This window comes from Pseudomonas sp. DTU12.3, from assembly GCF_004124275.1.
Taxonomy (GTDB): Bacteria; Pseudomonadota; Gammaproteobacteria; order Pseudomonadales; family Pseudomonadaceae; genus Aquipseudomonas; species Aquipseudomonas helmanticensis.
Genome location: NZ_CP027218.1, coordinates 3242741 through 3257149 on the forward strand (window position 1 = coordinate 3242741; position 14409 = coordinate 3257149).

Genomic DNA, 14409 nt, shown 5'->3' on the forward strand with positions numbered 1-14409 from the left:
CTTGAATGCAAAAAGCCCTGTCACATGGACAGGGCTTTTTGACTTGCAGCTAGCAGCTCAACTCTTGAAGCTGCTCTTAAAACACCACACCCTGGCTACGCAGGTAGTCATCGTAGGTGCCGCTGAAGTCGGTCACGCCATCCGGAGTCAGCTCGATGATGCGCGTGGCCAGGGACGATACGAACTCACGGTCGTGGCTGACGAAGATCAGCGTGCCCGGGTAGTTTTCCAGCGCCAGGTTCAGCGCCTCGATCGACTCCATGTCCAAGTGGTTGGTCGGTTCGTCCATGATCAGCACGTTCGGCTTTTGCAGGATCAGCTTGCCGAACAGCATGCGACCTTGCTCACCACCGGAAATCACTTTGACCGACTTGAGGATCTCGTCGTTGGAGAACAGCATGCGGCCCAAAGTGCCGCGAATCATCTGTTCGCCCTGAGTCCATTGACCCATCCAGTCGAACAGGCTGACGTCGTCTTCGAAGTCGTGAGCGTGATCCTGGGCGTAGTAGCCCAGCTCGGCGGCGTCGGTCCACTTGATGCTACCCGCGTCCGGGGTCAGTTCATTGACCAGGGTGCGCAGCAGGGTGGTTTTGCCGATACCGTTCGGACCGATGATCGCTACGCGCTCGCCGGCTTCAACCTGGAAGCTGAAGTCCTTGAACAGCGGCTTGCCGTCGAAACCTTTGGCCATCTTCTCGACCATGACAGCCTGGCGGTGCAGCTTCTTGTTCTGATCGAAACGGATGAACGGGCTGACACGGCTCGAAGGCTTGACCTCGGCCAGCTGGATCTTGTCGATCGCTTTGGCGCGGGACGTGGCCTGCTTGGCTTTCGAGGCGTTGGCCGAGAAGCGGCTGACGAACGATTGCAGCTCGGTAATCTGCGCTTTCTTCTTGGCGTTGTCCGACAGCAGTTGCTCGCGGGACTGGGTCGCCACGGTCATGTACTCGTCGTAGTTGCCCGGGAACAGGCGCAGCTCGCCGTAATCCAGGTCAGCCATGTGCGTGCACACGCTGTTCAGGAAGTGACGGTCGTGAGAGATGATGATCATCAGGCTGCTACGCTGGGTCAGGATGTTCTCCAGCCAGCGAATGGTGTTGATGTCCAGGTGGTTGGTCGGTTCGTCGAGCAACAGCACTTCCGGATCGGAAAACAGTGCCTGCGCCAGCAATACACGCAGTTTCCAGCCTGGCGAAACTTCGCTCATCGGACCGAAGTGTTGCTCGATACCGATGCCCAGGCCCAGCAACAGTTCACCGGCACGGGATTCGGCGGTGTAACCGTCCATTTCAGCGAATTCGGTTTCCAGCTCGGCCACGGCCATGCCGTCTTCTTCAGACATTTCCGGCAGCGAGTAGATGCGGTCGCGCTCGGCCTTGACCTTCCACAGCTCTTCGTGACCCATGATCACGGTATCGATCACGGTGAATTCTTCGTAGGCGAACTGATCCTGGCGCAATTTACCCAGACGTACGTTCGGCTCGAGCATGACCTGGCCGCCGGTCGGATCAAGATCGCCACCGAGGATTTTCATGAAGGTCGACTTGCCGCAACCGTTGGCGCCGATCAGGCCGTAGCGGTTGCCCGCGCCGAATTTTACCGAAACGTTTTCGAAGAGCGGCTTGGCGCCGAACTGCATCGTGATGTTAGCTGTAGAGATCAAGTGTTTTTCCTGCGAAGCATTCGAGTAGCGAGGGTGCGGCTGGAGCGCTTGGCCCGAGTCAAAGTGCGCTGAAGCGGGAAAGACCCGTCATCAACCAAGGGGGGCGCGTAAAGTTTGGCGGCGATTGTACTGGTCTGGCTCTTTAAACGATAGGGCGATGACGTCACGATCGCCGATTGGCATGCTCGCGAGACAGATTTTCACAGATGAAGGCTCACCATCGGTTACAAAGTGTGGCTAAAATGCCATCCATTCACCCAGCGCCCCAGAATGGCGCGGGCTCATGGATGTGCCATTTGTAATCAGACCACTGCATCAGACGCTGGGCCTCAGGCCGCCAGGCGCGCAGTTTGTTCACTTCTGACGTGTGACGATTTCCGTGAAACTCATCATTGCTGCTATTTATGTCATTTCGATTGCATACGTTCATCTTCGTGGCCGTGTGCGTCACAAACTGGGTCGCCAACTCAGCGATCATTCGACGTTTCTCGCGCCGATCAACTGCTTCCTTTACCTGTTCTCGAAAAAGCCCAACAAGCCTTTCCTCGATCCGGCGGAATTTCCTGATCTAAGCCCGTTGCAGGCGCATTGGCAGGAGATTCGCGAAGAAGGCCAGAATTTGCTGCGCGCCGGCGAGATCAAGCGCTCGAACCAGTACGATGACGTCGGCTTCAACTCGTTCTTCAAAACCGGTTGGAAGCGTTTCTACCTGAAGTGGTACGGCGAAAGCCATCCGTCCGCCATGAAACTGTGCCCGCGCACCACTGAACTGGTGCAAAGCATCGGTTCGATCAAGGCGGCGATGTTTGCCGAGCTGCCACCGGGTTCAAAACTGGTGCGCCACCGTGATCCGTATGCCGGCTCCTACCGTTATCACCTGGGCCTGGAAACGCCGAACGATGCCGGTTGCTACATCAACGTCGACGGCGAGAACTATCACTGGCGCGACGGCGAAGCGGTGATGTTCGACGAGACCTTCATTCATTACGCGGAAAACACCACCGACCAAAACCGGATCATCCTTTTTTGTGACATCGAGCGTCCGCTGAAGTACCGCTGGGCGGCGGCGTTCAACAGCTGGTTCAGTCGCACCGTGATGTCGGCGGCGGGTGCGCCGAACGATGCCGGTGATCGCACCGGTGGTATCAATCGCCTGTTCACCAAAATCTACAAGATTCGTTTGCGTGGCAAAGAGCTGAAAAAGCGTAATCGCAAGCTGTACTACATGGAAAAGTGGGCGATCTTCGGCAGTTTGCTGGCGATCTTCATTCTGATCTGACGGATCATTTGATTTCTGTAGGAGCTGCCGAGTGCAACGAGGCTGCGATCTTTTGATCTTGCAGCAGAGAGATCAAAGTCAAAAGATCGCAGCGTGCCGCAGCTCCTGCATTGGGTCTGCGTCGCGTCGGAGTGCTACGACTCTCGCAAAAACAACCTGTCAGTTGCCTGACGCTTTCTTCGTTTTCTTCGCCGGCGCAGCCTTGGCTTTCGGCTTCGGCGCCGCTTTCCCGCCCAGACTGCGCTTGAGCAGTTCCGTCAAATCAATCACATCCGCAGACTTGCGCTCTTCCTCGCCACCCACAGTCTCGACATCTTCGATCTTGCCTTCATGGGCCTTTTTCTCGACGAGGGCCATGATCTTGTCTTCAAACTCGTCCTTGTAATCCTCGGGTTTCCAGTCTGCGCTCATGTCCTGCACCAGTCGCTTGGCCATGTCCAGCTCACCTTTTGCCAGTTGCGGCTTGGTCACCTCACTGCCCAGTGCCAGTTCATCGAGGCTGCGCACCTCCTGTGGCCAACGCAGCTTTACCAGCACCAGCGCCGATTCCAGCGGCATCAACGCCGCCAGATACTGGCGGGTATGTAAAACCACACGGGCGAGGGCAACCTTGTTGGTTTTGCTCAGCGTCTCACGCAGCAGCGCATACACCTTGCCGCCGCGCTTGTCGGGTGCCAAGTAATAAGGTGTGTCGATGTTTTGCAGGGGGATTTGCTCGGCATCGACAAAGGAAAAGATATCAATGGTTTGCGTTGAGACCGGGTGCGCTGAACGGATTTCTTCTTCGCTAAGCACCACATAGCGACCCTTTTCGTAGGCCACGCCTTTGACAATGTGCTCTTTGGTCACTTCTTTGCCGGTCACTTTGTTTACGCGTTTATAGCCCACCGGATCCATGCTGCGGCTGTCGAGCCAGTCGAAATCGACGCCTTGCGACGAGGTCGCCGAGACCAGCGCGACGGGGATGTGTACCAGTCCGAAACTGATCGCGCCTTTCCAGATTGCCCGAGCCATGGTGAGTTCTCCGAGTGATGATCAGGTGACCTGTTGCGGCGGGCGAAAGTTTCCAGTGATTGCGGCGGCTGCCGCTGACTTGGTCAAGCCGTGTTACATGTTGTTTAAAGGCTGTGACTTAACAAATCCGAACCCTGGGCGTAGCGTGGACTCGAAGGCACTATCCCTGGCGCATCGAGAGGCCGTCCCATGAACCGATTTTTGTTTGTCATCGCTTTCCTCAGCCTCGGTGCGGGCTGGGCTCATGCGGACGTGCCGTCCTCCACGCTGCTGCTGGCACAAAGTCCGACCGGCAACAGCAACAATCCCTACAACAGTCCGATCCGCCGGGCTAACCCCAACAGCATGCAGGGCACTCAACCCAGTGCACCGCCGATCCGTGGCCCCAACACCGTGCCGGCGCCGCGCCCGCCGACCCTCGAAAACCGTGGTATCGGCAATGGTCAGCCAATCCGCTCGGTGCCGAGTACACCGCCAACCTTCATCCCCAATCCACCTTCACGAAGCACCGGTACTACCCGTTAAACGACAGGACTGAAGCCTGTCAGCCTTGAGACGAACAAAAGGAATCGTGCATGTTGCGTAAAACCCTTCTAGCCAGCCTTTGCGTCGGCGCACTGATCAGTGCTCCAGCGTTTGCCGCAGCGCCCAAAGAATTGCAAAGCGAACAGGGCACTCTTGAAGTCACCACGATTACCCAAGGTCTTGAACATCCATGGGCCTTGGCGTTTCTGCCGGATCGCCAAGGCATGCTGGTGACTGAGCGCCCGGGCAACCTGCGGGTGGTGGGTGTCGATGGCAAGCTGTCAGCACCGATCAGCGGTGTGCCGCAAGTCTGGGCCAAGGGCCAGGGTGGTTTGCTCGACGTAGTGTTGTCGCCGGACTTCAGACAGGATCGCCTGGTGTACTTGTCTTACGCCGAGGGCGGCGGTGCTGGCGACAAGGCTGGCACGGCGGTAGGGCGTGGGCGACTGTCGGATGACCTGAAGTCGCTCAAGGATTTCAAAGTGATCTTCCGCCAGGAACCGAAACTTTCGGTAGGCAATCACTTTGGTTCGCGTCTGGTGTTCGACCGTGACGGCTATCTGTTCATCACCCTCGGCGAAAACAACGACCGGCCAACCGCGCAGGACCTCGACAAACTGCAAGGCAAGGTCGTGCGCATCTATCCCGACGGCAGAGTGCCAGACGACAACCCCTTTGTCGGTCAGTCTGGCGTGCGTCCGGAGATCTGGTCCTACGGCCACCGCAACCCGCAAGGCGCAGCACTGAATCCGTGGAACGGCACGCTTTGGGAAAATGAACACGGCCCGCGCGGTGGCGACGAGGTCAACATCATCGAGCGCGGCAAGAACTACGGCTGGCCGCTGGCGACCCATGGCATCAACTATTCCATGCAGCCGATCCCCGAGGCGCAAGGCAAGGCCGTCGAAGGCACGGTTGCGCCACATCATGTCTGGGAAAAGTCACCGGGTGTCAGCGGTATGGCGTTCTACGACGGTGACCGCTTCAAACCGTGGCAACACAATGCGTTTATCGGCGCGCTGGTGACGCAGGAGCTGATCCGCTTGCAGTTCGATGGCGACAAGGTTGTGCACGAGGAACGCTTGCTCGGCGAACTCAAGCAGCGCATCCGCGACGTACGCCAAGGCCCGGACGGCTACCTCTATGTCCTCACGGATGAGTCGAACGGCTCCCTCTACAAACTAGGCCTCAAACCCAGCCTTTGACCGCCATCCCCCCTGTAGGAGCTGTCGAGTGCAACGAGGCTGCGACCTTTTGATTTTAAAAAACAAGATCAAAAGATCGCAGCCTCGTTGCACTCGGCAGCTCCTACAGATACGGAAGGGGCTTATGTTTCGCGGGAGAACAGGACGACTGCTGCACGCAACTTGCCCCGGCCAAATCGGCACATTTTTTCGAACTCTTCATGACTGACAGGCACGTGCTGGCAGTCAATCGGCTGGCGATGCTGGCTGTGATCGACATCCGGATCATGCAGATAAACAAAGTCCTCATCACAGTCGGTGACCATCACCCAGTGCGGGGACTTGGAACGAGTCAGCCGATAGCTGCTGATCAACACCAGCGGCTGTCCCCCAGCGGCGAGTAACCGCGGGAGGTCCAGAGCAACACCGATCACCTGCTCGACGTCGCACTCCGCCAATTGCGCCATGAACTCCTCGTGCACCAAGCGCATGACGTCTTTTTTATGCCTATTGCGCACGCCATCGAGAAACAACGGCCCGGTCAGACTCAACTGCAGGCGTACCTTAAAACCCCGTCGCCAAGCGGCCAGCGCCAATCCTTGCGGGCTGCATCCGCCATGGCCGGAAGTCATGAACACCGTGGTCGCTTCACGCCAGATCTGCAGCTCCTCGCGACGTTCCATTAAACGCTGGGCCTGTAACGCGCCCATGGCCATCAGCAGGCAGGCCGGGCCGCAGGTGAATTCGGTGGTTTGCGGGTAGTAGGGCACTTTGATGCTGCGCGAGTCGCGATGCTCGAGGATGCGTTTTTCCAGGCGCAGTGCATCGGCATGGTCTTCGTAGTAATCGTGAATCACCGCGAAGCGCCGGTAGCCGTTGCGCTCGTACAGGGCAATCGCAGCCGGGTTGTCAGTGCGTACTTCCAGCCTCAGGTAGGCGCAATCATGCTCAAGGGCAACGGCCTCGATCCGTTGCAGCAGTTGTTTGCCCAATCCGCTGCCCCGTGCCTCGGCGGCAATAGCGATGGAGTACAGCCTCGCCAGTGACGTCCCGTGATGAAACAACACCAGTGCGTAACCCAGCAACTGGCCGCTGGATTCTGCCACCAGCAACTGCCCGTTAGCCCGGGTGATCATCCACTGGAAGCTGCGACTGGTGAGCCGATCGGTGGTGAAGCATTGCATTTCCAATGCCAGCAACGCCGGCAAATCTTCAACTACCGCCAAACGAAAAACAGCACTCATATGACCACCGTAAAAGTTGCGTAACGAAACGAGACTTTCGAAAAACTTCGTGCTTAATAGAAAAGGTCTTGTTCTCCAACGGATCAATCTCTATGTCAGCGGTACAGGGTCATTGGCGCGAAGTATCCGAGCAAAGTTTGCCGACGGCAACTTTTTTAAATTCAACGGTTAGAACTTCCAGTCAGGTGCTGATCATCGTCGAACGCAAGGAAGACTGGGCTTCGTACTTCCCCAGCGAAGACATCATCACGGCGCAGGAATACCTTGAGCAAACCCGTGAAGGCGAGGCGGGCAAACGGGTTCAGGTGATCAATCTGTGCCGCAGTTACAAGTATCTGGGCCACGGCTACTACTGCTCGCTGTTGGCTGAAGCCCGCGGCCACAAGGTTATTCCATCGGTACGTACGATCAGTGAACTGACTAAAAAATCGCTCTACGGCCTGGCCCTGGACGACCTGGATAAAACTCTGGAAAAAGCCCTGAGTCATCATCTCTATAGCGATACGGAAGGCTTCACGCTGACACTTTATTTTGGCCGGACACATATCGAACCCTTGCAGGATCTCGCCCGTCAGTTATTTGAAGTGTTTCCCTGTCCGATCCTGCTAGTTGAGTTTCGCCGAACCAATGGTTGGCACATAGAGGGCATAAAGTCCGGTGCCTTGCACAAGTTACGCGATGATCAGGAAGACCAGTTTGCCAATGCTCTGGACAGTTTCAGTCGTAAAGTCTGGCGTGTGCCGCGTTCACGGCAAGTGGCCCGATATGACCTGGCGATCCTGCATGATCCGCAAGAAGCATTACCCCCTTCGAACGGCAAGGCGCTGGAAAACTTCGTGCGGGTGGGCAAGGGCATGGGCATCGATGTCGAACTGATCGAACGCAAGGACTACGCGCGTCTGGCCGAGTACGATGGTTTACTGATCCGCGAAACCACCAGTGTCGACAACCACACCTACCGTTTTGCGAAAAAAGCTGAAAGCGAAGGGCTGGTGGTGATGGACGACCCGGCGTCGATCCTGCGCTGTACCAACAAGGTCTATCTGACCGACCTGCTCAACAGCCATCAGTTGGGCATGCCCGCCACCGAAATTCTCTACAAGGAGCGACCCGAGGATTTTGAGCGTGTCGGCGAACGTCTGGGCTTTCCGCTGGTACTGAAGATCCCCGACGGTTGTTTTTCGCGTGGCGTGATCAAGGTCGAAAGCCAGCAGGCACTGCTTGAAGCCACCGCTGAACTGTTCGAGCACTCGGTGCTGTTGCTGGCTCAAGAGTTTTTCTACACCGAGTACGACTGGCGTATCGGCGTCCTCAACCGCAAGCCGATCTTCGCCTGCCAATACTTCATGTCCAAGGGCCACTGGCAGATCTACAACCACAAAGCCAAGGGGCAGGACATCAACGGTGAATGTCGCACCTTGGCGGTTCATGAAGCGCCGCGCGCAGTGGTCGAACTCGCGGTAAAGACTGCCAATCTGATCGGCGATGGTCTCTACGGCGTCGACCTGAAACAGGCGGGCGACAAAGTGGTGGTGATCGAGGTCAACGACAATCCCAACCTCGACGCCGGCATCGAAGACGCTTACCTGCAGGACGATTTGTATTCACTGGTGCTCGAAGAGTTTGTGCGACGGCTGGAGCTGAAGCGTCGCGGCCAGGCCTGGTGATCCGCCGATGATCAACAGCTTTGCACTGAGCCACGGCGCGTTGCAGCGGGTCGAACGACTGGACGCCGGGGTGATGCTGTTCAGCAACCCCGATGCGGCCGAGCGTGATCTGCTTCACAGTCATTTCAAGGTCGACGAGCACGCATTGGCCTCGGCACTGGACCCGGACGAAGTGTCGCGGATCGAGTTTCACCCGGATCATCTGTTCCTGATCTGGAAACGTCCGGAAAATTATTCCGGGGGCGGCAGTCTGGCTTTCGAGGTTTCGTCTTGCGGGTTGTTGTTTTCGCCGGTGCAATTGCTGGTGATTGCCACCGATGACACGCCACTGCAGGGCCTCGGCACCCGTCAGCCGTTAAACACACCGCTGGATGTGTTGCTCGATCTGCTGTTCAACAACATTCATCACTACCTCGGCCATTTGAAGGTGATCAAACTGGTCGCCCGTGAGTTGCAGCAGAAATTCAATGCCTCGATGCAGAACCAGCATCTGGTGCAGATGTTCAACCTCAGCGAAAGCCTGATTTATTACATCAACGCCCTGCACAGCAACGGTGCCGTGCTGACACGCCTGCGCAATCATGCCGAGAAGCAACACTTCAGCAGCGAAGCGATCGGCCTGATCGACGATCTGATCATCGAGAACAACCAGTGCTACAAACAGGCGGAAATCTATTCGACGGTGTTTTCCGGGCTGATCGATGCGCGCGGCAATCTGATGAACAACAGCATGAACAACCTGTTGCGCAAGCTGACGTTGATCAACGTAGTGTTTTTGCCGTTGAACCTGATTGCGAGCATCGGCGGCATGTCGGAATTCAGCATGATGACGGCCGGGACGCCGTGGTGGGTGTCGTATCCGTTGTTTCTGACGGTGATGCTGCTAGGGGCGGGCGGGATGCTGTTTGGTCTGCGGCGGCTGGCCAGATGAATCGTATTGTTTGACCCATCGCCATCGCTGGCAAGCCAGCTCCCGCAGGTTCTCGGCAGTTCACATTACTGGCGAACAACCTGAATCCTTGTGGGAGCTGGCTTGCCAGCGATAGCTATCTCGCAATCACTACATAATGTTGATCAGCCCACTTGCGCCACATCCGCCCCTTTGCGCCGTTCCCGTATCCCGCGCACCACCAAATACAACAACGGCCCGATCGAGACAAAAACCGCCGTCAGCAACAAATAGGGCACCACCGACCAAACCGTCTGCCCGCGAGACCGTGCATCCTTGACCATCCATACCCCGGCCAACGTCGCCAGCAGGTACAAATCAATCACCACTTGCGCGGTATCCGGGCGCGACACCAGACTGATACCGAAGTCGATCAACGATTGTTCAGCCTGGAGCATCACCGAAACGGTGTAGCCGGTAAACGCAAGCAAAGCCGTGAGGGGCAGGGCGACAGACATCATGCATTCGTTCCTTGAACTGATGAGCGGAATCGCCAGCCTACAGACGTCAGGCAAAATTGACCATTGACTTGCCGGCGACGCTCAAGCTAATTTCTGCCCATGACTTCCACCGTATTGCGCTGCCAGCCAAGCATTATTACCGCCATTCCTCATCTGGCGGGCTAGCTCACGACTGCAGCACCCAACCCGCCCTAGAGGCGGGTTTTTACTTTCTGTCTCCAGGGTTTTCGAAACACCGCTTATGTAGGAGCCTCCGGCAGCTCCTACATAAGTGAATGAAATCGCTATCAAGGAGATGAACATGACATACACCGATGACCAGCAAGCGTTGCTTGAGCATTACGTGAAAAAGATCCTTGCTGCGCCGGTGTATGACATTGCCGTGCGTACGCTGCTGCAAGCGGCACCAGCGCTGTCCGAAGCGCTGGGTAACCGTATTCTGCTTAAGCGTGAAGACTTGCAACCGACGTTTTCCTTCAAGATCCGCGGCGCTTACAACAAACTCGTGCAGTTGAGTGAAGAGCAGAAAGCGCGCGGAGTGATCACCGCATCTGCCGGCAATCATGCGCAAGGTGTAGCGCTGGCAGCGCGCGAGCTGGGCATCGCCGCCACGATCGTCATGCCGTCCACGACTCCCGAGCTGAAAGTCATCGGCGTGCGCAGTCGCGGCGCCGAAGCGTTGCTGCATGGCGAAAGTTTTCCGTTTGCCCTGGACCATGCGTTGCAACTGGCCGAGCAAACCGGGCGCACCTTCGTGTCTCCTTTCGATGACCCGGATGTCATTGCCGGGCAGGGCACGGTGGCCATGGAAATCCTTCGTCAACACCAGGGCGCGCTGGACGGGATCTTTATCCCGGTAGGCGGTGGCGGCTTGATCGCCGGCATCGCGGCCTATATCAAATACCTGCGGCCGGAAGTCCGGATCATCGGCGTTGAATCCGAGCACTCGGCGTGCCTGAAGGCAGCCATGACGGCGGATCACCGTGTAGTGCTGCCCAACGTCGGCACCTTCGCCGATGGCGTGGCCGTGGCGCAGATCGGCGAGTACGGATTTCAAGTGTGCCGCTTCTGTGTGGACGAGGTGATCACGGTCAGCAACGATGACCTCTGTGCGGCGATCAAGAATATCTACGACGATACCCGCTCGATCACCGAACCTTCTGGCGCGTTGGCGGTTGCGGGAATCAAACAACACGTCGCACGAACCGGCGCTCGTGATCAGACATTCGTCGCCATCGACTCGGGTGCCAATATCAACTTCGACAGTCTGCGCCACGTCGCCGAGCGCGCCGCTGTCTACGGCGCTCCGGCGTAAAGCGGATCAGGGCAGCAATGGGCGCAGGAAACTGCGCTCGTAACTGACGATGAACTTCTTCTCGACCAGACCAGCGACCAGCGCTGTGCTTTCCGGATCTGTCAGCGCGATGTGTCGATAGCTTTCGTAATCTGCCAGCGAAGGAAAACTGAACAGGCAATAAGCAATGTTGCTGGCGCCTTCGGACGGCAGAAAGTAGCCGTGATGGGTGCCACCCAAGCGCTCGACAATGCCGAGCCAGGCCTTGGCGTAGGCCTCGAACTCGGTCAGTTGATAAGGATCGATGACGTATCTGACGTGGCAGGTAATCACGCGCTGCGCTCCTGGCTCAGGTTATTCAGCAAGGGCTGTACCGACTTTGTCCGACGCAGACCAGATGCGATAACGCACCTCAACATCCGCAGGGGCATACACCACGACCGGCAATTTGCTGTTGTAGCGCAGCTTGAAGCCATCACCGACGACGGGCACGAAGGCGCGTTTCTTCTGCGAGCCTGGCGGGCAGGCCATCATCGTGCTCATCGGACCGACGACTTTTTCCAGCCGATAGAACGGATATCCCCAGCCTTCGAGATTCTTCTCGTCGAGCACACCGCCCAGACGCTGGCGGTTGCAATCCACTTCAAGGGTTTTGCCGGCGAGAATTTCTACCTGGAAGTTCTCCTCCTGCTCCTGCTTGGGCAGGTGAATGACCTGACGGGTGAAACCGGCTTCAGCCTTCGGGTAAGGCGCGACGTCTTCAAGTTTGGCAGCGTGGGCGAAGGTGGAGAGGCTGGCGATGATCAGCCCGGTGGTCGCGTGAACGCGTAAAGAACCCATGGAAGCCTCCTTGCGGGTGTAGGGTGGATAACCAGCATTCTTACTGCCAAGGGCGCTGAATGCAAACCCGCAAGAGATTGCAAAATGCAACGCAGAGAAAGGCGTTTCTGGCATTTTGCAACTGGCCCAATACTGGCCAGCGGGCTAAGTCCATGATTTACAAGTAGGTCAGATTGACCCGATGAAAGGCACGCTTTATGCGTCTTTTCAGTGCGGCGCACAGGATTTGGGCGCCTACACTCCAATGGGCATTTCGCAGTACCACCGCTTGCCACACCCAAGGAAACAGCGGGGACACACCCGTGCAGGGGCAGCAAACGGTCAGCGTGAATACTTGATTGGCAATCTCACAGTAAGGAGAGGGTTCGCCATGTTTCTGTCTGCCTTGGAACTACGCAATATCATTGAAAGCAGTTTTCTGCCGAAACGCTGCCAGTGCACGCTGTCGCCGGATCTGTCGATGACCGTCAAGGTGTTTGGTGATCATCAAACCGATCAGGTCGATTTGCTGGTCAGCGGCATCGACGCCAGCCACCTCAATGGCTGTCGTGAAATAAACGAACTGATTGCAGGGCTGCGATCGGATCTGACCCGACAAACTACTCAGCATCACTACAGTCCGCGATCGCGGGCGATTTAACCGACTGTTTCACTCAGTTCGACCGTCACGCGCCGGGCCTGCACAAAACCAAGGCCCAGCGCGAACTCGACCAGCACCGCGAGCAGAATCCCGGGGCCGGCATGGCCATTCAGCCATTCGCCGAAACCCAGCACGGCCAAACCAAAACAACCGATGGTAAAACCGTTGCTCAGTGCACTTCGTGCCACTGACGGCGGCGCATTGCGCGCCAGATAAAACATCATCCCCAACGCTGCAAACAACACCGCGCCACGCCGCGCGACAAACCCGGCGCCTTCGGAATATTCAATACTCCAGATCGCCAGCAGTATGTCCGGGAACAGTCCCCAGGCCAGCGTCAGCACAAAACACAGTGATGAAGTAATGATCGACAACGTGCGAAACGACAACTGCATGGCGAATCCTTGCGGCAGTGAGGAGGGTTGCGAGCATACCTGCCGAAACCACCCCACGCCTACCGCCGACCCGCAAATCAGAGCTTTCCGTCAGTTCTGGAAGTTGCACGCGTCAGACAATTTTCGATAGCTGATTTCCTCAGGCTTACCGGCGTTGTCGATGTACTTCATGTCAGCCGTGACCACCTTGCAGGTTTGTGTTGGCGTCTCGGTCAACGACACCACTTTGGCCACATGCAACGGCATGCCGTACTCATACGGCACGGCTTTGGATGTGGCGGACGTGTCATTGGCCTGGGCCAGCCCGGCGAACGCGGTGCAGGCGAGGGCAGCGGTGAGCAATAAAGGGCGAATGTTCATGAAAGGACTCCCGTGTGGCGGTTCTAGAGTTCGGCGTGATTCACCCGAACCTGCCGCACTGGGCAACAGCCAGAATGGCTGAGGGCGTGCGGTTCAGTAGAGTTTTTGACCGCGGCGTTAAGGGATGGTTAACCAAGCTGAACGCCGGCTGTCAGGGAGTGGGACGATTTCTTTGGGATGTTTGGCCAATTCCTACAAAGGCTGGTGCCTTGTCTGCTTTCGGCGGCTGGAGCGGGGCGGTTATTGTCGGTTGCCGCTGCAAAATCAGTGGTTCGGGTTTGGTCACCTGAGAAAAGTTCGTTGCATTTGTGCCATCATTTGCCCCGCGCGGATCTTCTGGTCCGCGAAGTGCACTGCTGTGGCGGCTGTGTGCAGGACGCCTTCGGGCGAGCTGAGTTTTGAACTGTTCTCGGTTGACCAATCCTGTACACGGCCGCCTCCCACCGTTTGGTCACGGTTATGGCGGTTACTTTCTAATACAGTTGAGTAATCAAAATGCCAATAATTAAACCGCTACAAAGCCGCTATCTCTCCCTCAGCAGCAACGTCACCGAAACCCCGACGCTGCTCATCGACACCCAAGCCAACCCGAAAGACATCCTCGAAGCCGCCGTCCAGCGCATCCGCGCCGCCGCCGACCTGCTCGAAACCTTGCATTGCCTGTGTTTCAAGCACGCCGACGTGCAAGACATTCCACACATCACCCATGCGCTTTACCTGCTGACGCAGGATGGCAATGATTTGCTGCAGGTGGCACAGCAGCAGATGTTGAGTTGGAAGGCGCCGGTTTGATGGGGTAGTGAAAACGGCAGGAGTGAACAGCCGAATTTACGCGGGCTGATTCACTTGCTGCCGGTTAATAACGGTCGGTTGTTGTGCGATTAACAACCGAGA

General features: G+C 57.0%; 16 protein-coding genes. 8 read left to right on the top strand and 8 right to left on the bottom strand.

All coding sequences use genetic code 11. The annotated features are described in order from the left end of the window. Window positions 1-76: 76 nt before the first annotated feature. The gene (locus tag C2E19_RS14850) at window positions 77-1663 is read right to left on the bottom strand and encodes an ABC-F family ATPase (RefSeq protein WP_129393633.1); all 1587 of its coding nucleotides are present in this window, start codon (window positions 1661-1663) and stop codon (window positions 77-79) included. A gap of 379 nt (window positions 1664-2042) precedes the next feature. Here C2E19_RS14850 and lpxO point away from each other — a divergent pair, with 379 nt between their 5' ends. Further along, a complete protein-coding gene (gene lpxO / locus C2E19_RS14855; protein ID WP_129393635.1) occupies window positions 2043-2942 on the top strand; it encodes a lipid A hydroxylase LpxO in 900 nt (299 codons plus the stop codon). 159 nt (window positions 2943-3101) lie between these two features. On the opposite strand, the gene C2E19_RS14860 is transcribed toward lpxO, so the two are convergent. Next, a complete protein-coding gene (locus tag C2E19_RS14860) occupies window positions 3102-3956 on the bottom strand; it encodes a Ku protein (protein WP_122855156.1) in 855 nt (284 codons plus the stop codon). A 189-nt stretch (window positions 3957-4145) separates the two neighbouring features. Here C2E19_RS14860 and C2E19_RS14865 point away from each other — a divergent pair, with 189 nt between their 5' ends. After that, window positions 4146-4481: a hypothetical protein gene (locus tag C2E19_RS14865; protein WP_129393637.1), complete on the top strand. Its 336-nt coding sequence runs from the start codon at window positions 4146-4148 to the stop codon at window positions 4479-4481. 50 nt (window positions 4482-4531) lie between these two features. Then, a complete protein-coding gene (locus C2E19_RS14870; RefSeq protein ID WP_129393639.1) occupies window positions 4532-5686 on the top strand; it encodes a PQQ-dependent sugar dehydrogenase in 1155 nt (384 codons plus the stop codon). A 122-nt stretch (window positions 5687-5808) separates the two neighbouring features. Here the strand turns inward: C2E19_RS14870 and rimI are convergent, their stop codons facing one another. Further along, the gene (gene rimI, locus C2E19_RS14875; protein WP_129393641.1) at window positions 5809-6909 is read right to left on the bottom strand and encodes a ribosomal protein S18-alanine N-acetyltransferase; all 1101 of its coding nucleotides are present in this window, start codon (window positions 6907-6909) and stop codon (window positions 5809-5811) included. A gap of 92 nt (window positions 6910-7001) precedes the next feature. Here rimI and C2E19_RS14880 point away from each other — a divergent pair, with 92 nt between their 5' ends. Together C2E19_RS14880 and C2E19_RS14885 are read left to right on the top strand one after the other, a co-directional pair. Next, window positions 7002-8576, top strand: coding sequence for a RimK family protein (locus C2E19_RS14880; protein WP_129393643.1), 1575 nt, complete (start codon window positions 7002-7004; stop codon window positions 8574-8576). A gap of 7 nt (window positions 8577-8583) precedes the next feature. Then, window positions 8584-9507 (top strand): magnesium transporter CorA family protein, encoded by a 924-nt coding sequence (locus C2E19_RS14885; RefSeq protein WP_129393645.1) that lies wholly within the window; start codon window positions 8584-8586, stop codon window positions 9505-9507. Between the two features lie 143 nt (window positions 9508-9650). Here C2E19_RS14885 and C2E19_RS14890 read toward each other — a convergent pair whose 3' ends face one another. Continuing rightward, entirely contained in the window at window positions 9651-9986 is a 336-nt protein-coding gene (locus C2E19_RS14890; RefSeq protein ID WP_129393647.1) for a DUF2834 domain-containing protein, read from the bottom strand. A 301-nt stretch (window positions 9987-10287) separates the two neighbouring features. On the opposite strand from C2E19_RS14890, the gene ilvA reads away from it, so the two are divergent. After that, complete coding sequence (ilvA, locus tag C2E19_RS14895; RefSeq protein ID WP_129393649.1) at window positions 10288-11301, top strand: threonine ammonia-lyase, biosynthetic; 1014 nt, start codon at window positions 10288-10290, stop codon at window positions 11299-11301. A gap of 6 nt (window positions 11302-11307) precedes the next feature. On the opposite strand, the gene C2E19_RS14900 is transcribed toward ilvA, so the two are convergent. Beyond that, window positions 11308-11613, bottom strand: coding sequence for an NIPSNAP family protein (locus C2E19_RS14900; protein ID WP_129393651.1), 306 nt, complete (start codon window positions 11611-11613; stop codon window positions 11308-11310). A 21-nt stretch (window positions 11614-11634) separates the two neighbouring features. Beyond that, window positions 11635-12120: a serine protease inhibitor ecotin gene (gene eco / locus C2E19_RS14905; RefSeq protein ID WP_129393653.1), complete on the bottom strand. Its 486-nt coding sequence runs from the start codon at window positions 12118-12120 to the stop codon at window positions 11635-11637. A gap of 370 nt (window positions 12121-12490) precedes the next feature. On the opposite strand from eco, the gene C2E19_RS14910 reads away from it, so the two are divergent. Continuing rightward, window positions 12491-12760: a DUF1652 domain-containing protein gene (locus C2E19_RS14910; RefSeq protein ID WP_129396125.1), complete on the top strand. Its 270-nt coding sequence runs from the start codon at window positions 12491-12493 to the stop codon at window positions 12758-12760. Here C2E19_RS14910 and C2E19_RS14915 read toward each other — a convergent pair. Next, entirely contained in the window at window positions 12757-13155 is a 399-nt protein-coding gene (locus C2E19_RS14915) for a hypothetical protein (protein ID WP_129393655.1), read from the bottom strand. The genes C2E19_RS14910 and C2E19_RS14915 overlap by 4 nt on opposite strands. Window positions 13156-13245: 90 nt before the next feature. Next, window positions 13246-13515 (bottom strand): DUF2790 domain-containing protein, encoded by a 270-nt coding sequence (locus C2E19_RS14920; RefSeq protein WP_129393657.1) that lies wholly within the window; start codon window positions 13513-13515, stop codon window positions 13246-13248. 495 nt (window positions 13516-14010) lie between these two features. Here C2E19_RS14920 and C2E19_RS14930 point away from each other — a divergent pair, with 495 nt between their 5' ends. After that, window positions 14011-14307, top strand: coding sequence for a hypothetical protein (locus tag C2E19_RS14930; RefSeq protein WP_129393659.1), 297 nt, complete (start codon window positions 14011-14013; stop codon window positions 14305-14307). Window positions 14308-14409: the final 102 nt, after the last annotated feature.

Bases quoted from the DNA above. Each gene is read 5' to 3' on its own strand.
- C2E19_RS14860 (WP_122855156.1), bottom strand. From the start codon at position 3,956: ATGGCTCGGGCAATCTGGAAAGGCGCGATCAGTTTCGGACTGGTACAC.
- C2E19_RS14865 (WP_129393637.1), top strand. From the start codon at position 4,146: ATGAACCGATTTTTGTTTGTCATCGCTTTCCTCAGCCTCGGTGCGGGC.
- C2E19_RS14870 (WP_129393639.1), top strand. From the start codon at position 4,532: ATGTTGCGTAAAACCCTTCTAGCCAGCCTTTGCGTCGGCGCACTGATC.
- rimI (WP_129393641.1), bottom strand. From the start codon at position 6,909: ATGAGTGCTGTTTTTCGTTTGGCGGTAGTTGAAGATTTGCCGGCGTTG.
- C2E19_RS14880 (WP_129393643.1), top strand. From the start codon at position 7,002: ATGTCAGCGGTACAGGGTCATTGGCGCGAAGTATCCGAGCAAAGTTTG.
- C2E19_RS14885 (WP_129393645.1), top strand. From the start codon at position 8,584: ATGATCAACAGCTTTGCACTGAGCCACGGCGCGTTGCAGCGGGTCGAA.
- C2E19_RS14890 (WP_129393647.1), bottom strand. From the start codon at position 9,986: ATGATGTCTGTCGCCCTGCCCCTCACGGCTTTGCTTGCGTTTACCGGC.
- ilvA (WP_129393649.1), top strand. From the start codon at position 10,288: ATGACATACACCGATGACCAGCAAGCGTTGCTTGAGCATTACGTGAAA.
- eco (WP_129393653.1), bottom strand. From the start codon at position 12,120: ATGGGTTCTTTACGCGTTCACGCGACCACCGGGCTGATCATCGCCAGC.
- C2E19_RS14910 (WP_129396125.1), top strand. From the start codon at position 12,491: ATGTTTCTGTCTGCCTTGGAACTACGCAATATCATTGAAAGCAGTTTT.
- C2E19_RS14915 (WP_129393655.1), bottom strand. From the start codon at position 13,155: ATGCAGTTGTCGTTTCGCACGTTGTCGATCATTACTTCATCACTGTGT.
- C2E19_RS14920 (WP_129393657.1), bottom strand. From the start codon at position 13,515: ATGAACATTCGCCCTTTATTGCTCACCGCTGCCCTCGCCTGCACCGCG.
- C2E19_RS14930 (WP_129393659.1), top strand. From the start codon at position 14,011: ATGCCAATAATTAAACCGCTACAAAGCCGCTATCTCTCCCTCAGCAGC.